General features: G+C 62.9%; 18 protein-coding genes and 1 pseudogene. 9 read left to right on the top strand and 10 right to left on the bottom strand.

Translation table 11 applies throughout. From position 1 onward, the window contains the following. The 4 genes from AC1DWT_RS41095 to AC1DWT_RS41080 form a co-directional block, all read right to left on the bottom strand. The coding region (locus AC1DWT_RS41095; protein WP_477925054.1) for an oxidoreductase at window positions 1-1,750 on the bottom strand (1,750 nt) is incomplete at its 3' end. A gap of 318 nt (window positions 1,751-2,068) precedes the next feature. After that, on the bottom strand, window positions 2,069-2,527 hold the full coding sequence (locus AC1DWT_RS41090; RefSeq protein ID WP_061045877.1) for a MaoC family dehydratase: 459 nt from the start codon (window positions 2,525-2,527) through the stop codon (window positions 2,069-2,071). A 52-nt stretch (window positions 2,528-2,579) separates the two neighbouring features. Continuing rightward, window positions 2,580-4,592, bottom strand: a complete 2,013-nt coding sequence (locus AC1DWT_RS41085) for an oxidoreductase (protein WP_095870067.1) — start codon at window positions 4,590-4,592, stop codon at window positions 2,580-2,582. Then, on the bottom strand, window positions 4,589-5,440 hold the full coding sequence (locus AC1DWT_RS41080; protein WP_095870066.1) for an NAD(P)-binding domain-containing protein: 852 nt from the start codon (window positions 5,438-5,440) through the stop codon (window positions 4,589-4,591). Before AC1DWT_RS41080 ends, AC1DWT_RS41085 begins: the two co-directional genes overlap by 4 nt. 555 nt (window positions 5,441-5,995) lie before the next feature. Between AC1DWT_RS41080 and AC1DWT_RS41075 the strand changes: the two genes are divergently transcribed. The 6 genes from AC1DWT_RS41075 (at window position 5,996) to AC1DWT_RS41050 (ending at window position 12,478) form a co-directional block, all read left to right on the top strand. Continuing rightward, on the top strand, window positions 5,996-6,400 hold the full coding sequence (locus AC1DWT_RS41075) for a VOC family protein (RefSeq protein WP_179443380.1): 405 nt from the start codon (window positions 5,996-5,998) through the stop codon (window positions 6,398-6,400). A 96-nt stretch (window positions 6,401-6,496) separates the two neighbouring features. Beyond that, window positions 6,497-7,252, top strand: a complete 756-nt coding sequence (locus tag AC1DWT_RS41070; RefSeq protein ID WP_095870064.1) for a TetR/AcrR family transcriptional regulator — start codon at window positions 6,497-6,499, stop codon at window positions 7,250-7,252. A gap of 631 nt (window positions 7,253-7,883) precedes the next feature. Next, complete coding sequence (locus AC1DWT_RS41065) at window positions 7,884-9,104, top strand: acetyl-CoA C-acetyltransferase (protein ID WP_095870063.1); 1,221 nt, start codon at window positions 7,884-7,886, stop codon at window positions 9,102-9,104. A 39-nt stretch (window positions 9,105-9,143) separates the two neighbouring features. Further along, window positions 9,144-9,875, top strand: coding sequence for an SDR family NAD(P)-dependent oxidoreductase (locus AC1DWT_RS41060; protein ID WP_095870062.1), 732 nt, complete (start codon window positions 9,144-9,146; stop codon window positions 9,873-9,875). 25 nt (window positions 9,876-9,900) lie between these two features. Further along, a complete protein-coding gene (locus AC1DWT_RS41055; RefSeq protein WP_095870061.1) occupies window positions 9,901-11,697 on the top strand; it encodes an acyl-CoA dehydrogenase in 1,797 nt (598 codons plus the stop codon). A gap of 19 nt (window positions 11,698-11,716) precedes the next feature. After that, on the top strand, window positions 11,717-12,478 hold the full coding sequence (locus tag AC1DWT_RS41050; RefSeq protein WP_283334538.1) for an SDR family NAD(P)-dependent oxidoreductase: 762 nt from the start codon (window positions 11,717-11,719) through the stop codon (window positions 12,476-12,478). Window positions 12,479-13,173: 695 nt separating this feature from the next. Here AC1DWT_RS41050 and AC1DWT_RS41045 read toward each other — a convergent pair. From AC1DWT_RS41045 to AC1DWT_RS41030, 4 genes and pseudogenes are all read right to left on the bottom strand, one after another. Continuing rightward, window positions 13,174-14,913 (bottom strand): zinc-ribbon domain-containing protein, encoded by a 1,740-nt coding sequence (locus tag AC1DWT_RS41045; protein WP_477925049.1) that lies wholly within the window; start codon window positions 14,911-14,913, stop codon window positions 13,174-13,176. A gap of 826 nt (window positions 14,914-15,739) precedes the next feature. Further along, window positions 15,740-16,318, bottom strand: a complete 579-nt coding sequence (locus tag AC1DWT_RS41040) for a DUF2510 domain-containing protein (RefSeq protein ID WP_257014870.1) — start codon at window positions 16,316-16,318, stop codon at window positions 15,740-15,742. 67 nt (window positions 16,319-16,385) lie between these two features. Continuing rightward, window positions 16,386-16,460, bottom strand: a pseudogene (locus AC1DWT_RS41035) (DUF2510 domain-containing protein); the annotation flags it as partial. Window positions 16,461-16,683: 223 nt separating this feature from the next. Continuing rightward, window positions 16,684-16,854: a hypothetical protein gene (locus AC1DWT_RS41030; protein ID WP_179443379.1), complete on the bottom strand. Its 171-nt coding sequence runs from the start codon at window positions 16,852-16,854 to the stop codon at window positions 16,684-16,686. 212 nt (window positions 16,855-17,066) lie between these two features. Between AC1DWT_RS41030 and AC1DWT_RS41025 the strand changes: the two genes are divergently transcribed. Next, entirely contained in the window at window positions 17,067-17,561 is a 495-nt protein-coding gene (locus AC1DWT_RS41025; protein WP_095870057.1) for an N-formylglutamate amidohydrolase, read from the top strand. Window positions 17,562-17,818: 257 nt separating this feature from the next. Beyond that, window positions 17,819-18,643 (top strand): pentapeptide repeat-containing protein, encoded by an 825-nt coding sequence (locus AC1DWT_RS41020; RefSeq protein ID WP_257014859.1) that lies wholly within the window; start codon window positions 17,819-17,821, stop codon window positions 18,641-18,643. Between the two features lie 240 nt (window positions 18,644-18,883). Here the strand turns inward: AC1DWT_RS41020 and AC1DWT_RS41015 are convergent, their stop codons facing one another. Then, window positions 18,884-19,021 carry a hypothetical protein gene (locus AC1DWT_RS41015; protein ID WP_283334540.1) on the bottom strand — a complete coding sequence of 46 codons (138 nt, stop codon included), beginning with the start codon at window positions 19,019-19,021 and terminating at the stop codon, window positions 18,884-18,886. Window positions 19,022-19,034: 13 nt separating this feature from the next. On the opposite strand from AC1DWT_RS41015, the gene AC1DWT_RS41010 reads away from it, so the two are divergent. Further along, window positions 19,035-19,352 carry a hypothetical protein gene (locus tag AC1DWT_RS41010; protein WP_477925045.1) on the top strand — a complete coding sequence of 106 codons (318 nt, stop codon included), beginning with the start codon at window positions 19,035-19,037 and terminating at the stop codon, window positions 19,350-19,352. A 28-nt stretch (window positions 19,353-19,380) separates the two neighbouring features. Here the strand turns inward: AC1DWT_RS41010 and AC1DWT_RS41005 are convergent. Further along, on the bottom strand, window positions 19,381-19,546 hold a 166-nt coding region (locus AC1DWT_RS41005), incomplete at its 5' end, for an IS3 family transposase (protein WP_477925056.1).

Genomic DNA, 19,546 nt, shown 5'->3' with positions numbered 1-19,546 from the left:
GTGTCACCCCCTGCGCATACAGCCTCGGATAGAGATGCCCGACATCGAGGTTGAAGAGTGTGTTGTCGCCCAAGAACAGCTTCGAGGACACCACTTCGACCTTCTTGCCCGCGTTCGCGAGAAGCTCCGCCAGTCCCAGCGCGAGGTACTCGCCCGTGTCGTCGATGATGACGACGTTCTCCCCACATGCCGAGGGATCCTCGATGGCCTGGATCGGATTGAGCACGCGGATACGCTCCAACCCCGGGATTGCCGGGCGGGCGGCCAGGACGGCGGAGAACCCGTCGGTGCGCCAGGTCGATCCGGATGCAAGTATGACGTGGTCCGCACCGACTTCATGCACGCTCTCGATGTCGGCGGTCGTATTGAGACGGACATCGACCTTGTATTTTTCGAGCATTCGCTCCATGTCTTTGACCATGACGGACCATCGGCCACGCGTGGGCAACTTGGCGGCATAGCGAATTTGCCCGCCGAGCGTGTCGCCGCGCTCCATCAGTACAACGTCATGCCCTCGCGATGCGGCAACTTCCGCTGCCCGCATACCGGCGGGGCCGCCGCCGATGACGAGCACCTTCCGGGGGGTGGAGGCCAACTCCAATGTTCCGCTGCCGAGGTCTTTCTCGCGCCCAGCGGCGGGATTCTGCGTGCAGGTCAGCTCCCAGCCCTTGGACATCCGGCCGATACAGCCTTGATTGGCCCTGACGCAATGCCGAATTTCGTCCTCGCGTCCGGTCTGCGCCTTCTGCACCAGGAAGGGATCTGCGATGTGTGCTCTGGTCATAGCGACGAGATCGGCGTCACCCGAGGTCACAATCTGTTCGGCGACCGACAGCTCGGTAATTCCGTTTGCGGTCACGACCGGATAGTTTCCGACGACCTTCTTCGCGCGTGCAGCCAGGTCGACCAACTGGGGGCCGGGCAGGCTCATGGGAGAGACGACGCGATCGAACGTGGAAGCGTTCCCGGCGCTGATGCTGAAGTAGTCGAACAATCCCGAGTCCGCCAGGTTCTCGGCGATCTTCTCGCCCTCGGCCTCGTCGATACCGCCCGGAACGTATTCGGTGAGCGATAGTCTCACGCCGACCGCGAAGTCGGGGCCTCCCTCTCGGCGCACCGCTTCGGCGCACTCGCGAACGACGCGGCATCGATTTTCGGTGCTGCCGCCGTACTCGTCCGTTCGACGATTCGTCAGTGGGGAGAGGAAACTGCACAGGAGATACCCGTGAGCGGCATGTACCTCGGCTCCGTCGATACCGGCAACCCGTGCGTTGCGTGCACTTCGGCCGAATCCCGCGACGAGCTGCTCGATGTCGGCTTGCGACATCGCTCGGCCGATCTCACCGTATGTAGTCGAGGGCAGACCCGAGGGACTCCAGAGCGCCCTCCAGTTCTCGAGAAACATTCCGTTGTAGTCTTCCACGCCGAAGTGTGAAAGGTCGACGAAAATTTTGGCTCCATGGCGGTGCACGGCTTTCGCCAGTCGCTCGTACACCGGTATCACCTCGGTGGGCCATCCCTGGTGGGTGCGGTACCCCAGTCCGCGACTCGTTGCATGCACGGCTTGAGCCTCGGTGAGAATGAGCCCCGCGCCTCCCCTCGCCCGCTCCTCGTAGTAGTCGATGCTCTGTTGAGTCATCAGGTTGTCTTTGTCGCCGTACATCAGCGCGTGTGCGGTGACCACGATGCGGTTCTTGACACTGACCGGGCCCAGTTCGATGGGCTGCCAGAGCGCCGGATGCTTGGTCATGATGTTTCCTCGTCTCGTCGCGGCTCGACTGGCCATCCGGGGGCTGACCGGAGAGTCGAAAACCCAACCGATTGTTCAAAGCCGATAATGGCGTAGGTCACACAGGCTTGTCAATAAGGTGTGGCTCACCTGATCGGAATCCGCCGCGAAACGGTGTTCCGGTAGCCCATTCGCCGTGTGGGTCGCTCCACTGAAGCGTCCTGTTGTTGCTGGTGTGTTCGGTGGACCGATAGGCCCGCGGCCTCCGGGGTCGGTCGTGACCCCGGAGGCAGCGGGCGATCGATCACCGCGGTCGCTCGGAGGCTGGCAGGGGGCAGTTCAGAAGATGATGCGGCCGACGGTTTCTGCAACCAGGGCCGGTTTTTCTTCGCCTGCGATCTCGAGGGTGTTTGTCGTGACGATCTGAAGGGCCCCTCCGGGTGCGTCCCCGACGGAGTTCAACGTCGTCCGCAAACGAACGTGGGCCTCGACCTTCACCGGGTTGACGAATCGAACTCTGTTCAATCCGTAGTTGATCGCTAGCGTTGTGTTCTCGATCGTGTATATCTGCCAGTTGAGCAACGACACGAGAGACAGGCTCAGGAACCCATGCGCGATGGGGGCTCCGAACGGGCTCTCGCGTGTCGCACGTTCGACGTCCACATGGATCCATTGATGGTCCCCCGTGGCGTCGGCGAAGGTGTCGATGCGTTCTTGCGTGATGTGCAGCCAGTCGCTGGTGCCCAAGTCCTCTCCGATTGCGGCTTTCAGTTGATCCGGTGATGTGAAGATGCGCATGGGTGCTGAAGCTCCTTCAGAGATGACTCGGCCCGGTCGCGACACGCACCCGTCATGGGGTGGCCAGTTTCAGAGCTGTGCCCACTGCGGACAGCCGGTCGGCGGCGTGCAGGCCATCCCACATGGCATTGTCGAGACGTCGGGGTGCCAAGCAGTCGCCGATGCGAACCACACGATGGTCATCGCCCAGCTGCTGGTACAGGGTGTCGTCGACGGCGCTACCGGTTGCCAGAACCACGGTGTCGAAGCTGCCCAGTTCGACGGGCACGCCGGAGAATACATCGTAAGCGTCGACTGTCTTATCTCGAATGGTGTCGATCCAGGTGTGGGGCCGTAGCTCGACCCGTGCATTGCGCAACCGCTTGTACAGGAATTCCTGGCCGGCCCCGCTCCAGAGTCCCACCGAGGTCGACCTCGTCACGATGGTCACCTCGTGGCCGTTCTCTGCGAGGTATTCGGCAGCCGTGGTCGCGTGCCCTTGAAAGTCGTCCTCGACGACGAGAACTCTGTTCCCCACTGTCGCGGTCGTGTCGAACACTTCCCATGATGTGACGACATGCGGCAAGTCGTGTCCTGGTACGGCCCTGGCATCTGGTCGGTGAGTGGTGAAGCCGGTCGTCCACGGCCTCGAGCCTGTTGCGAGAAAGACGTGATCGAAGGCAGAGAGGTCGTCGACGGTCGCTGTGGTACCCAGGTGCATCTCGACACCCAAGGTGTTGAGTCGGCGACGTAGATGTTCGATCAGCAGTCGAAACTCCGATCGACTTGCCGTGCGTGACGCCAGTTCGATTTGGCCACCCAACGTCTCGCGGGTTTCGAACAACACGACGTCGGCGCCGCGTTCGGCGCAGGTTGCCGCTGCCTGCATGCCTGCCGGGCCACCACCGACGACCACGACCGATTGTCGGGTGACCTGCCCCCGGGTACTCGACCACTCGAACCCGACCCGAGGGTTGACGGTGCATTCCATCTGTCCGCCTTGAGCGGTCTTGCCGACGCAACCCTGGTTGCAGCTGATGCATGGTCGAACCTGGCTGAGACGGCCTGATGCGACTTTGGCCGGCATGGATGGGTCTGCGATCAACGCCCGATTCATCCCCACCATGTCGGTAGAGCCCTGCGCCAGAATCGACTCGGCGACAAGAGGGTCCTTAATTCTCGTGGCGACAATGACCGGGATGGACACCGCATCTTTGATCGCTCGGGCGGCGTCGACGAAAAGTCCGGTGTCGTGCCCCATATCGGCAATCCACAGTGGATAGTTTTCGTTGCTTGCGCCGCTGACATTCAGATAGCTGACCCCACCGGTCTGCTCCAACAGTGTCGCCGTGATGATGGCGTCGCTGGGGGTGTTACCGCCGGCAATCATGTCGTCGCCGTTGATGCGCACACCCACCAGGAAGTCCGCGGAGACCACTGACCGGATACGTCGGACTATCTCACTCACGACGCGTGCGCGGTTTTCGTGTGAGCCACCCCATTCGTCGTGGCGATGGTTCATCTGGGGAGAAACGAATTGGGCGAGTCCGTAACCCTGCGCTGCGAGGAGTTCGACTCCATCCCAACCGGCTTGCTCCATGAGCGCCGCGGACCGAGCGAAGCTCGAGATCATGTCTTCGATCTCCGATGCTTCAATCTTCTTGGGTATCTCCCGAACAACAGGGTCGGGTAGAGGCGACGCTGACAGAAGCGGCAGATGGCTCAGCCGTGAGGAACCTTGGCGGCCGCCGTCCCAGAGCTGCGCCAATAGCAGCGAACCATGCGATTGGACAGCCTGTGCGAGCTTGCGATGGCCCTCGACCGCCTCCGGGGAGAAGGCGTAGTTTTGTCCTCCGCCGGTCTTCGACCGATCCCATGCGGCCATGTTTCCGACGACGATCATGCCCACGCCGCCCGCCGCTCTTTCGGCGTAGTAAGCGATTTGCTGTTCTGTGACCATTCCGTTGGACGCGTAGTACGTGCCGTGCGGGGGTGAGACGATGCGGTTCTTCACTACTCGAGAGCCGATACGCACCGAACTTGTCAGGTGCGGGAATGCCATCCCGTCTTTCCACTCTTCGATCATGACCGTGTCCTTTCTGGATCGGCAGCCTCGAGTAGCCCCCGGGCAGCGCTGACGGTGGAGGTGATGTCATTCATGGACGCGCGATCGAACGGCGACGACGGCAACTCACCGCCGAGTAACCGCGTGTCTTTGAGCAGGAGGTCGACTTGATTGTCCGAAAGGGTGGCCAGGGCGTCGCCGGCCGCACTCGATCCTGAGCACGACCGGATGACTTCGCTTGCGATCGACGGGTCGACTCCCTGCTCGTGTGCGGTAGCAAGCCCCACTGCCGCACTCAGCACATTGCGGGCGGCCAGGGTGTTGTTGATCAACTTGAGCAACGAGGGTTGACCGACGGTGTCGAGCGGGAACAGTCTCGCAAAGACGTCGTGTAACAGGGCTTCTTCGAAGGCATCGGGTTGCGGGCCTGCGATCAGACCGGTGAGTTCGCCTTCTCGCGCCCTCACCTCGCCGCCTGAAACGGGCAGCTCGAACAGACGCCACGCTCGATGCGCGTCGACGACGCGGCGGGCGTCCGACGGAGTCATCGTGGTGATGATGAAGGCGCTGGCGCCGTCGTCCATCGCCGAGCGCACGCTGTCGTCGGACAACACCGCTTCGATTTGCTGCACCGTTCGCACCGCGATGAACATGCACCGGACATCGCCCCAGTCGATACCATCGAACGAGGACACCGCCCGACTTCCCGTTTGCTCCTGCCACTCACTCGCACGGACCCCGTCGACGTCCATGCCGATGACGTATCGGCCTTGTTCGGCCATGCGACGGGCAATTCCACCGCCAATGCCGCCGAGTCCGACCACCACTACCTGTGCGCGTCGATGCGCATAACTATCGGCCTGTGCCATCGTTCCTCCACCTCACCTCGACATGGGACGGTTCGCTGGTCTGTTCCCGGCTTGACGGCCGTGGAAATGGCGACGGAGAACGCCGCATCGACGCTCGTCACCGACCGCGTGGGCGCCGTTGTCCACTCCGCGGGAAGCCGCGCCGGTGTCCACTGCTGCGTGCACGACCAAATCTACCCGAAGGTTGAAAACCCGACTGTGTAGTCGACACAAGTTGTACCACCCCTCTGCCGCACATTCCAGGCATCCCGACGATTTGTGCATCGAAGGCGTTCGGTTCGACCCCGGGCGACAGTCGCGTCGCCTCGGCCAGATGGCGTGATGTCGCGTCCTGCGCGCGTGCCGCTACGGTTCCGCTGCCGCGGGCTCGCCGAACGAATCCGACCGACTCCTTGAATTATCGACCCTCGGGTCGGTACTGTCTCGGTGCAGACCCTTGAAGGTCAGCGTTCCGTACGCGCCCACCTACCAGGGCACGCCCACTGCGGCGAGGCACCCGTGCAGATGTCCGGCGCGACAGCGAATTACACGAAACCGCAACAACAGGAGACGAAGATGAGCCTCGCAGTCAATGGAATCAACATCGCCGTTCGCGACCTACCGTCCGCGACCGAGCGTTACGAACGCCTGTTCGATGTCAGGGGCGAGCACGTCGGCCCCGACGGATTTGCGTTCCCCGGCCTCGAGGGTACGAAGCTCGACGTGGGGGGCTTCATCATCAGTTTGATCGCCTCGACCCAGGAGAGCACGTCGGTGGCGCGCTTTCTCGAGCGCCACGGTGAAGGCGTCTTTCTCTTCTCTGCGAAAGTAGACGACCTCGATATCGCTACGGACGAGCTGAAGCAGCAGGGATTGTCACCTCTGCTCGACGAGGCCGTCCGCGGAGACTTCGGGGCGGTCAACTTTTACCACCCCCGAGCACTCAACGGCGTGCAGCTCGAACTGATCGAGCATGCATGAACAACGCGGCGCGTAGCTGCACTAACGCCGTCGTCGCGCTGATTGCAGTGCCCACCGGTACCGGCTTGGCTGCGGCGGTGTCTATCCTCGGAAGCTATGACAACGGCTTCTGATCGTGCGGACGCGGCGGCTGCGAAGAGCGCCGGTGGTTCGGTACGCAATTCCGTGATGCGTGACCGCATCACAGAGGGTGCGGCCCGACTCTTCCAGGCCCGGGGGATCAACGGAGTCACCATGCAGGAAGTCGCTGCGGAGGTGGGGTTGTCGAAGGCGTCCATCTACCACTACTACGAAAACCGAGACGACCTGCTCCGGCACGTCTTCGGTGACTGGGCAAGGGGTGAGGTCGAGAAAGCCCGGGTGATCGCTGCATCGGATGCCGACGCAGCTACCAAGCTCACAGCTTTCATTCGTTTCCACCTGAACTCCCTGGTCGATCACCTGGATCTCTACTCACTGACTTTTCGCGAAGAAAGCGAGCTTCCCGACGACGTCCGCGACGAGTTCCGGGCAGCCAAGCGCGAGCATGATGTGCTGATCCGGCAGATCATTCGAGAGGGCGTAGAGGCTCGCATCTTCGAACCAATCGATGAAACCCTGGCAGCATTTGCGATCGACGGCATGTGCAACTGGATCTGGAAGTGGTATCGCCCGGGAGAAGACGGTAAACCCGCTGACGACATCGCCGAGACCTTCGCCCACTTGATTCTGCGCGGAGTCATGACGACCACGTCGACGGCATCCGCCGGCTGGCCCGAAGACGTCCAGGGCGTGGATGGGGCGCTTGCCTACCACGCCCGCGAGATACGGCATCACACAAGCCAGCTCGAACTCTTGTTGAGGAATCGGTAAATTTTCAGCGCGTCGCCTTGATTGGTTTCTTCGAGGTACGCCCTCTGACCCTCTCTGAGCGTCGGTACTGCACGCCCTTTAGACGGATCCCCGAGATGACCGGGGTGCTCGTCGGCGAATGAGGCGACGTCCGGCACGCGAATGGTCCACTGTCGGGACTGGGGCAGCACAGGGGTGCGCCCACACTGCACAGCCCCGACCAGGACCATCACTCCAGACTTGCCTGGCGCCGCGGTGGGAGCGGTTACGGCAGCAGACTATGAGCCGCTGCGGCCGACTCGCACGGCTCTGCCGCGCGCTGCACTCCTCCGGCGGGCACCTGTTCGAGAGACGCATCTGTTTCGTCGTCCGCAGGGCAGGACGCAGACCTGCCCCAAGCCGGCCAGCCGAACCGGCGCAGACTGCAAATTCGGCGCTCGCGGTCGAGTCATACGCGTCGAAACCCGCCGAACAAGCCGCCCCACCACACGCCCAAGACCGCGTATTCGCCTGCGGCCGTTACGTAAGCACGCCGCAACCGGCTTACGACAGGCCTACTTGACCACCACTCCCGGCGCAGCCATACTGCGATAAGTAGACCGCAAGATCGAATATTCGACCCACTGGTCGACAACATGAACGGACGAGATTTATGCCTGAAGCAGTTATCGTCGCGACCGCCCGGTCCCCGATCGGTCGCGCAGTCAAGGGTTCACTCCGAGAGATGCGCCCCGATGACCTGGCAGCACAGATGGTGCTCGCCGCATTGGGAAAGGTGCCCGAGGTCGATCCCCGAACGGTGAACGACCTCATGCTCGGCACGGCTCAGCCCGCCGGCGAAAGCGGATACAACCTCGGACGGGCAGTGAGCGTTCTCGCCGGAATGGACCATCTACCAGGCGTCACCGTGAACCGCTACTGTTCCTCGAGCCTTCAGACCACCCGGATGGCACTGCACGCGATCAAGGCAGGCGAAGGAAATATCTTCATTTCCGCCGGAGTCGAAACTGTCAGCCGTTTCAACACAGGCATGGCCGACGAGAACCCCGAGACGCACAACGCCGTGTTCTCCGACGCGGAGTCCCTCACCGAACGGCGCGCTGGTGGCAACCAGGACCCGTGGGTGGATCCGCGAACAACCGGGGCACTTCCCGATCTGTACATCACCATGGGACACACTGCCGAGAACGTCGCGGAATACAGTGGGGTCTCACGCCGAGAACAAGACGAATTCGGCGTCCGCAGCCACAATCGCGCCGAGGCCGCAATCGAGCAGGGCTTCTTCGCCCGCGAAATCACACCCGTCACCCTCCCCGACGGCACCGTGGTCAGCACTGACGACTGCCCCAGGCCCGGAACGACGTACGACGCCGTCAGCAAGCTGAAGCCGGCATTCCGTCCGAACGGAACCGTCACCGCAGCCAACGCATGCCCGCTCAACGACGGCGCGGCAGCACTGGTCATCATGTCGGACGCGAAGGCGAAGGAGCTCGGACTCACCCCCCTGGCCCGCATCGTATCGACCGGCGTATCGGGACTCTCACCCGAGATCATGGGTCTGGGACCCGTCGAAGCGACCCGGCGCGCACTCGACATCGCCGGCATGAGCATCGGTGATATCGACTTGGCAGAAATCAACGAAGCATTTGCGGCTCAGGTCATTCCGTCGGCTCGTGAACTCGGCATCGACGACGACCGACTGAATATCAACGGAGGCGCGATCGCACTCGGTCACCCCTTCGGCATGACCGGCGCCCGTATTGCCACCACGCTGATGAACTCGCTGGAATTTCACGACAAACAGTTCGGCCTGGAGACGATGTGCGTCGGCGGCGGCCAAGGAATGGCCATGATTCTCGAACGCCTGTCGTGACAACCCCCTGACAACACTAAACCGAAAGCAAAAAACGCAATGGGCAACATCACGTACGACTTCACAGGCAAATCCGTCATCGTCACCGGCGCGGCCCGCGGCATCGGGCAGGCGATCGCGAGACATTTCGTAGAGGCACAAGCGACCGTGTTCATGGTCGACTTCGACAAGGACGAACTTGCCAGCTCGGCCGCAGACGTCGGTGCAATCGGAATCCCAGCGGACGTCAGCGTTACCGACAATGTCGAACACGTCATTTCGACCGTTGTCGCCGAGACCGGCCGCGTCGACATCGTCGTCAACAACGCAGGAATCCTGCGTGACAAAGTGCTGTGGAAGCTCACCGACGACGACTGGAATCAGGTCCTGCAGGTGCACGCGGGAGGTACTTTTCGGTTTACCCGCGCAGCGGTCCCCCACTTCCGCAAGCAAGAATTCGGGCGCATCATCAATATCACGTCGTACACCGGGCTCCGAGGCAACCGCGGACAGGCGAACTACGCAACAGCGAAGGCAGGGATCATCGGATTCACCAAGACTGCTGCAAAAGAGTTGGCTGCCTTCGGAGTTACGGTCAATGCGATCTCGCCCAATGCAGCCACACGCATGACCGCCACGATCCCGGAGGAGAAGCTCTCCGAGCTCACCGGTCCGATCGCCCGGCTCGCGGACCCATCCGAGATGGCCGACGCCATCTGCTTCCTCGCGTCGGAGGAAGCCGCGTACATCACGGGCGTCGTGCTTCCCGTCGACGGCGGGGTGTCGATGTGATGTTGCACAGGATTCGGAGATCTCGATGACCGACGTGCTGTCACGCCGCGACTTGGACTTCTTGCTGTACGAGTGGCTTGATGTGGTGTCGCTGACATCGCGCGAACGGTTCTCCGAGCACTCGAGGGACACGTTCGCCGCGGTGCTCGAACTCAGCGCGGACATCGCCCACAAACATTTCGCACCGCACAACAAGAAGTCCGATGCGAACGAGCCGACCATGTCGCCAGACGGTTCGATAGAGATGATCGCGGAGGTAAAGCAGGCTCTCGACATCTACTCCGCGGCTGGACTACTGGCCGGACAGTTCGACGAGCGCGTCGGGGGCATGCAGTTGCCGACGACGGTGTCCCGTGCCGCGATGGCGTGGTTTCAGGCCGCCAACGCCTCGACCTCGTCGTACCCGTTCCTCACCATCGCAAATGCGAATCTGATTTCGACCCACGGCACCGACCAGCAGGTAGACGACTACGTCCGCCCGATGATCGAGGGCAGATACTTCGGAACCATGTGTCTGTCGGAGCCGCAGGCCGGCTCGTCGTTGGCCGACATCACCACTCGTGCCGTGAAACAGGACGACGGCCGGTACAGACTCACCGGTACCAAGATGTGGATCTCCGCCGGCGACCACGAGCTGACCGAGAACATCATCCATCTCGTCTTGGCAAAGGTTCCCGGCGGCGGGTCTGGGGTGAAAGGAATTTCGCTGTTCATTGTCCCGAAATTCTTACCCGGCCCGGACGGAGAACCCGGCATCCGCAACGATGTGACGCTGACCGGCCTGAATCACAAGATGGGCTTTCGCGGAACCACCAACACGCTCCTTGCCTTCGGTGACGGCACGCATCAGCCGGAGGGCGACGCCGGGGCGATCGGTTTTCTCGTCGGCGAAGAAAATCGTGGGCTGAGCTATATGTTCCACATGATGAACGAGGCGCGGATCGGCGTCGGGTTCGTGGCCATCGCCCTAGGCTACGTCGGCTACCTGAAGTCGGTCGAGTACGCGAAGATGCGGACACAGGGCCGGGCACTGGGCGCGAAAGATCCGTCCTCGCCTCCAGTGGCCCTGGTAGAACACGCCGATGTGCGCCGCATGCTGCTGGCGCAGAAGTCCTACGTGGAAGGAGCGCTGGCACTCGGCTTGTACTGCTCCTTCTTGGTGGACGAACACGACAGCGCCGACAACAAGGAAGATGCTTCCAACGCGACGTTACTGCTCGACGTATTGACCCCGATCGCAAAAAGCTGGCCGTCACAATGGTGCCTGGAGGCGAACAACCTCGCCATACAAGTTCACGGAGGGTACGGCTACACACGGGACTACGACGTCGAACAGTACTACCGCGACAACAGGCTGAATCCGATTCATGAGGGTACTCACGGAATACAGGGCCTCGACCTGCTCGGCCGCAAGGTCACAATGCAGGACGGCGCTGGACTAAAGCTACTGGACTCGAAGATCGCGGCGACCGTGCAACGAGCACAGGCGATAGGCCGAGACGCCGAGCGTTATGCGGCCGAACTGGCCTCTACCTGGAGACGAATTGTGGACCTGACAGCCGCGCTCTGGGAATCAGGTGACCCCTCACTTGCACTCGCCAACTCGACCATCTACCTGGAAGCCTTCGGGCACACCGTCATCGCATGGATGTGGCTCGAGCAAGTCATCGCCGCGGATGGTCAGGCCGGCAATTTCTACGATGGAAAACGGCAAGCGGCCCGGTACTTCTACGCCTACGAACTGCCGAAGGTCGGACCGCAGGTGGAGTTGTTGGCGAGCTTGGACAGAACGACACTCGACATGAACCCCGCGTGGTTCTGATCCGCGGGAGCGCAGACGGATGACTATCCTCGACAGATTTCGCCTCGACGACCGCGTCGCGATCGTCACCGACGCTTCATCGGTGCTAGGCGCGGCCCTGGCCAAAGGACTGGCCGAAGCGGGTGCAGACTTAGTCCTCGCCGCTCCTCGCACGGACGGACTCCACGAAACGGCCGACATCGTCCGCCGATCAGGTCGACGTGTACTGACGGTTCCGACCGACATCACGGATCCAGGCCGCTGCACTGCTCTGGTCGAAGCGACACTGGACAAGTTCAGGAGGGTCGATGTCCTGGTCAACAACGCCGAACTCGTGTCCGTAGGACCTGCGATCGGTGAGAGCGTTCACGAATTCCGATCCGTGATCGATGTGAACCTACACGGTTCTTACTGGGCGGCACAGGCATGCGGGCGAGTGATGCAACCGGGGAGCTCGATAGTGAACATCTCGAGCATTCTGGGAATCACGAACACGGGCCTGCCGCAAGCTGCTTACAGCGCGAGCAAGGCTGCCATCGCCGGCATCACCCGCGACCTCGCACAACAATGGGGCAGCCGAAAAGGCATTCGCGTCAATGCAATTGCTCCAGGCGTCTTCACGAGTGCCATCAGCAGGAAATACCCAAAGAGCCACATCGAACAACTGGACAGGCGCATGCTCCTCGGACGAACCGGCGAACCAGAAGAGTTGGCGAGTACGGTGGTGTGGCTTGCATCCGAGGCGGGCGGCTACGTCACCGGACAGACGATAGTCGTCGACGGCGGCATGACCATCACTTGAGCAGCGTGCACCCTTTCTACATCGGGAGGTTTCGACGTCGGCGACACCGATCGTGTACTGCTCCCGCCCGAGTCGCGTCACCAACTCGGGCACCCATGGCTTCCAGGCCCTCGTGCCGTCGATGATCACGTACTCCCTCAACGACTGCGTGACCACCGTTTCGAGCAGAAAGTTCGATTCGATGTGGACCAGTGCGGACAGGTCGTTCGGATAGAAGCGGCTCGGCTGCCCGGAAGCTGATCGAAGCTCCTCGGGCAGGAACTGCTGCAGCAAGCCGTCCGCGTCAGCCGCCGCGAGGAGGCGAAGTTCGAACTCGTCCGCATCCATATGCCGCCACCCCTGCAGGTGCTCCCCCACCATATGGGCTTGGGCGGTGGATTTGCTGGCACCGGGCGGACCGGCCATCAGAATGGCCACCCGGCCCTCGCGCAGTGGGGTTTCCCGCGCCAGACACCAGTCGATGACGGTGCGGCGAAACCGCAGCCAGGCCGGTGATGCCGCGAAGCGGATCATCGTGCTCGCGTCGGATTTGGTGTGCAGCGGACCACCGGGCATAGACATGGCGGTGAGCTGCGCGGCGACCTTGCCGCGCAGCGGATCCGGGGAGTTCACGCAGACCGTGCCGCCTGCTCGAGGGCGTCCTTGTTCCGTTCCACCGCTCGGATGTCCTCAAGGAGGGGCACTTTCCTGTCGAGTTACGCGGTCAGGTCCGTGACCCAGTCGCGGATGTCCTCCATGACGGGTCCTGGTCGCGCAACGCTGGAGTGCACCCGCACTTCCCGGTAGCGGGGATGGTCAATCTCCAGAGCGGGGAGGTCGTCTTCGCGCAGCCGCACCACCCAGAATCCGGCCGCGAGCAGGTCTCGGCTCTTGCGTTCGTCGACGAGGACCTTCGCCGGCGCGCGATGCCAGTACGCGCCGTCGTACTCGATCACCAGCGTGTGCTCGTTGACGCTGACGCTGATGTCGGTGGTCCACGACTTCCGGGTGGTGAAGGCCTTGTCCTTCATGGTCACCCCGGAGCGCGCGTTGCCGAACAGCTCCTCGGCGGCGGCGTGGTGAGCCAGCTCCACTCGCGATTTGYCGGCCTCGCGGCAGTCCGGGCATTCGGCGCCGTTCGAGCGGCTGCTCAGCGGTGCCTGCCACGTGTGTCCGGGGTTGGTGGCGCAGATCCACTCCGGCACGAATGGCGTGGAGGTGTGTGGGCGCACGTTCCATGCGGTGATCGGGTTCGCCGGGCTCCACTCCGCGGCCAACCCTGGGTCGTGCCAGGCCAGCGAGCCGAGGAAGGTGCGACAGGCCGGGCACCTCAGCCGCTGATACTTGTCGCGCGCCCGGACTGTGTCCGGCCATTCGTGGCCGCAGCAGTCCGCCCGCCACCAGACTGTGCGCTGCGAGTTCCACACCACGTTCTGTGGAGTGTGCGTGCCGTTGAATGTCGGATGCCACTGGCTGGCGATTTCAGGCGAGGTGTCGGCGAGCCACTTCTTCGCGGTCGCCGTCTTCGCGCCGCGACACTGCGGACACCCTGCCTTGAGGAACCGTATCGGGGTCAGCCGGGGATAGTGTTCCTTCGGGCAACGGAACCGCCGTTGTGTGCCATTGGCCACCATCACCTTTCGTGGGTCGGCGTCGTCCGCCCACGCTGCCGCCAGCTCGGGTACGTCAGCGATCGGGGTCGTCCTCCACTGCGCGTATTCGATCTCCCATTCCTCTTGCCGGCGGGTCGAACAGTCCGGGCAGGTCGGCCGGTCGGTCATCGTCGCCGGCTTCGCCTCAAATCGCAGCCCGCACTCCGGGCACCGCCACTGACACGCTCGGGTGGCCCGGACCGTTACGGTGCGAAACGTCGCCTCGTCGTTGCGTTCGTGGTCCCACCACTGCAGCGCCGGAGAGTCCGACTCGGACAGCAGCACCCGGCCAGCACGGGGGCTTGCCGGGTTCGAGGAGCGGGAATTGCGGGAACAGTTGCAGTGCCATCCGAAGTCCGCCATGCGGGCGGCCCAGATACGCCCACACTGGCGGCATTTGGCCACGAGGGGGCCATTGCCGTCGTCGCTGACCTCGTCGAGCGGATCGATCAGCTTGTACCCGAACTCGTCGAGTCGGCGGGCGATCTTCTCCCGATCGGGAGTGGCTCCCGGGCGAGGGCCTCGGTTGCCCGGCCAGGCTTTCCAGTGGCATGCCCGACAGGTCGCGATCCCGGCCGCGTTGTTGCCGACGATGTACTTGAGCAGGTAGTGGGCCTGCACCCCGCAGGTGCTGCAGGTGGTGAGCCGCCACGTGCTCGGTTTGGTGAACGGCTCCGCCGGTTCGAGGCCACCAGCGCGTACCAAGTTGTCGATGCAGTCGAGGCACCAGGCGGGTTCGCTGCGGGTGGCGAAGGCAGCTGGCCGCCCGCAGTCCGTGGTCGAGCACTCCTGAGTCGGCACCATCGCTCCTCACATTTCCATGGAACGGCCCCGTCTGCTCGCACCGATTTCCCACCCGCCACAGCCCTGCTCGCAGGTAGTCGTGACGATAGTCGCGCCAACTCATCAGCCGGCCTCCGCACTCATCCACGGGGAGGAACTCCGAGCCGAGGACTCACCTTCAGGGTTCCAGCCAGCTGCCAGAGTGGGCGAACAATATTAAGTGCAGATATAAGTATTACTCCGGAATTTCCATTTAGCTTTGACTATTGCGGGGCTATTAATACCCGAATACGCAATTCCCAATCCGCAGAAAAATACACGCCATGGGCACTAGACCTGCGGTGACGCATCCTGTAATGTGGGACCCTCTACACCGAAGAATGGCGGCGACGAGCACTCCAGAGAATTACTCCTTGGATCGTATTATGCCATTTTTCGGACAACAAAGAAAGGTGATGGATCACCGGAAGGAATAACTAAAATGGAAATTAAAAGAGAAATAGATAGAGAACAATCAAATAGTGAAGTAAAGAATAAGATGACACGGGCAGAGCGAATCCATTTGCTGTTCAATGGCATTCGGACCGTGGTATCGCTCCGGCACGTCCCTGAACTGTGGGAGTGTTTGAGCAAACTGCTGGAATGGTTCAGCAATCTGCTCGGCTAGCTCGGAGTGCTCGCACGCAGTCGGGGCGGACCCAGTCGTCCGTCCCGACTGCTCTGCAGTACCGCCGAAAAGCGCCGTATCCGCAGGTACGGCCAAGTTCGAGGCAGCCACCTGCTCCGTCGTCCAACTCACCGCAACCGCGCTATCCGCGAAGCCCACGAGCGACGACAACTCCGGCCATCAGCGGGTCAGGTTGACTACGCAGGTGTCGAGCGCCTGGACGATCTCGTCACCCGGTGAGATCTGCAGCGGTGCCGCACTGGCCTTCGGCCAGGTTGTGGTGTTGCGGGCGCCGCCGGTCGAGGCATAGACCGCGCCGTTCGAGATCACCCAGACATCGGAGCGGTTCTTCACCTTGCCGGTGGTGTCGACGGTGGTGCCGCCCAGGAACGTGTACGGTCCGGAGTCGATGACCGTGCCGTTGATCAGCGACAGCCCGGAAGCCGAGAAGCCGGATTCGACCATGGCGACCAGTGATTCGTTCGCCGGGGCGCACCTCGGGTCCGATGCCGGAATCGCGGGCCTCGGCGCAGCGGCCGGCGCCTGGGTGGTTGTCACCGGGGGCGTCGTAGCCGGTGCGGACGTCGACGCCGCTGCCTTCGAGGTCGTGGGTGCCGCGGTCGTGGTAGTGGTTGCGAGGGTCGCCGCAGCCGCTACCGCGGGCCTGTCGTCTTTCTTGTCGTTCCCACCGAGCACTGTCCCGAGGATCGCCATGACCACCAGCACAGCGGCAACGACCAGCAGCACCTTCCCGAACACCCCCCTTTTTCTTAGGCGGATTCGGGGTCTGACCGGCCTTCGGCCGGGTGTCTCCGGTCCACTGAGCGCCGTCCCAGTAACGCACGAGGTTCGGATCAACCGGATCCGGATGCCAGCCGGGCGGCGTTGTCGGGGAAGTCATTGCGGGGTTTCCAATCAGTCCGTGTCGAGGACCCCCCAATCCCAGGAGGTTCAGGCGGGGGCATCAGGATCCCGAAGGTTTTGGGAATGGCACCGCAGTCTGGTTCGCGAGGTCAGCTGTCTTCGTTACATCCTGGCCGGCCAGAGGTCCGCACCGACGGCACTTCGGGAGCCGCCCGTGAACCGCTGCGCATCCGTAAGTAGCTCGGACTGCGCGGACGAAATCAAGCCGGATCCCACGGCGATCGTTCGAGACTGTTGAGCTCATCGAGAACCTGGTCGACGGCGGTGGTCGGGATACGGAAGCCTTCGCCCTCCGAAGCCCGGAGACGGTCGCGTACGTAGGCGAGCATGGCGAGTTCACGCTCAAGGTCTGCTGTGGTTCGGTCGCTCACGGTCTCATCCTGCCCCGGGGTGGGCGGTGATCCGAACTGTGCCACCCGGCGACGTCGAGACGAAGGCCGGCGCTGTGCATGTTCGGCCAAAAATCCTTCAGGGGGACATGTCGTCTCCGCTAAATGGAACATTCAGCCGGTCCTGTCGTCGGCGATGCGAACTCCCGGTCGCCCTCTCAGCCGGGCGCCGAAGCCCCCGTACCCTTTGTCCCATGTCCGCAAGCACCGGAAACCCCAGCGCCGACCAGGCTCTGCCGTCTCTGGCCACCGGTGACATCTCAGCGGATCCGCACCTCATCACGGTGTCGGCGCGCACCGGACAGGACATCGAACTGCGGATCCACACCTCCATCGCACCGTTCGACGTCGCGGCAGAGCAGTGGTTCCCGGCCGTGGCCGGGTTCGCGGTCACGGTCCTCGTGCACACCCTCGACGCCGAGACAGGTCGGCCACGGTATCTGCCGCCCGCCGAGCCCGCCGAGTGGGCGCGCGCGATCTTCTCCACCGCCGGCGCCTCGCACGGATACTTCCTCGGTGCTGTCGACCCGGACACCGGCGGCCACCGGGACGGACAGCTCGCATACCGCCTCTACCTCGACACCGACCGGCAGGCGATTGCCGTGCCTCGACAGGTGGTCACCTCCCCGCACTATCTGCTCTCTGCCATCGACGGGAGAGAGCAGATCGCCATTCCCACGACCGCGTGAGCTGCCCTGCGCTATCGTGGCCCCCATGGCAGGATTTGCCCGGCTGACCGGTGGTGGTCGCCCCCGTCGTGCAGGTGGAGTGCTTGTATTGCAGGCGATTCCGTTGATTGTGTTCAGTGCGGCGGCRTGGTAAGCGGTGCCGTCCTCGGCGACATCTGCCGCCGGCGTCTAAGGTCCTGGGTCCCTCAACCCTCTGAGATTCATTCGCGCAGCGGATACCTTCAACTCAGTGGGGTTGGTAAGAACCTGTAGTGAAGATGAGTCTTGCTGTGCATCGTTTCCGACCGCGCCGCACTTGGCGGCATGCGATCTCCTGGCTCGGTGTCGCGGTTGCGGGGGTGGCTGGAGTTGGGATCACAGCCCCTGTTGCTCTGGCGGACACGGTGGTTGGGACGTGCACGATTAGGGTGCCGAATCCGTGGCCGCTCGAGCCGCTGACTTCCTGCCCCGGTGCGGATCTGAGGGGTGCGGACCTTCACGGAGTGAACTTCGTCGGAGCCAACCTGAAGGGCGCGGATCTCTCGGGCGGAAACCTCGAAGGCGCGAACATCCATCTAGCGGACCTGTCCGGTGCGAAGCTCAACAACGTCAACCTCAAGGATTCATACGGTCTCACCGTCGTTCTCCATTCCGCCGATCTATCAGGCACGGACATCACTCGTGGCTACTGGCTCGCAGCTGACCTGTCCAACACCAAACTCGTCGGAGCGAACCTCACCGACACCGACCTTGCCGGCGCGAACCTCGCAGCCGCAGACCTCACGGGCGCGAACCTGTCAGGTGCCAATCTCACCAGCACCCTGCTGGTGCCCTCAGTCATCTACACCGACGCGGACCAATCGGGCACCGCCGCGGTTACATGGCCCGCACCCGCCAATCTGCCCGGAACCGTCTTCGAGGGCTGCGACCGCACCTCTGGCGACCGATTCCCGGTCGGGCAGACCTTGGTTAATTGCACGGTCAATAGTGCCGGTGGTCGCGGAACCGGAACGTTCTCGGTGCACGTCAATCCTCCACCGACTGAAACGCCCAACCCGCCGATTGTTGAGCCCGGTGAGGGATCGAGCTTGTTCGGGAGTTGAATGAACGGCCGAGGTTGCGGGTATCCGCCCTCCCGCCCCACCCGGCCCGAAATCCGGACCCCTCAGGCAGCGCCCCGGCGTTGTGGAGGCGAACGGCCCCGGACTGGACCGCGAGCTCGGGTACTGACCGCCTCGGTGACGGTATATTCCATGGTGATGCCACCCATCGAGGTGGGGCTGGAAGTGAGCCACAGGATTACTCGCCGGACGACGAGGCCTGTGGCTCGCGTCGTTTCCGGATCAAATCTGGCGCAGGTCGACCGCACCTGCCAGTTTCGCCAGGTAGCTGGGATTTCCGACCCGGGATTGGACCACCGCTCCGCACACGATGTCCGCGACCCAGAGCGCCGGCTCGACCATGCCGACTGCGTGATTCACCCGCAGCGATGAGGTGATCACCTTCGGGGCTCGAAATTTTCTGCAGGATGTCGACATCGCTGGCGTCCAGGTGGCTGCGGGATTCGAGTGTGATGTGGCTGCACGGCATCTCGGCCAGGTTGGGGAGCAGATACTCCAGGCATTTTCTGCGGTGGCACCGGTCGGAGACGGCGGCTTCGGTGTGAATGACGACGAGTCCTGCCAGCGGGAGCGCTGCGACGGCCTCGATGAGGTCGTGCCGGCGGTCGGCGCTGCTGCCGTGCCAATGGACCTTTTTCTCCGTGGACAGGCGGAGCGCTTCCATTGTTTTGCGGACGTCCGGGCATCGTGAACTGCCCTGGATCGAGTGGAGACTTCGTTCAGGCCACCTCGAGGACCGAGGCGGCGGTGGGACGCTGTTCACGGTAGCGCGTCTCGTACTCGATCGGCGACAGGTAGTCGATCGAGGAATGCAGCCGGTCCGCATTGAACCAGCGAATCCACTCGGCAGTCTCCCGCTCCACCTCGTCCCGCCCGGACCACAAT

Source organism: Rhodococcus sp. P4_B6, assembly GCF_056402215.1.
Note: the sequence above shows the minus strand (reverse complement) of the source record. Positions and strands in the feature narration are given on the sequence as shown.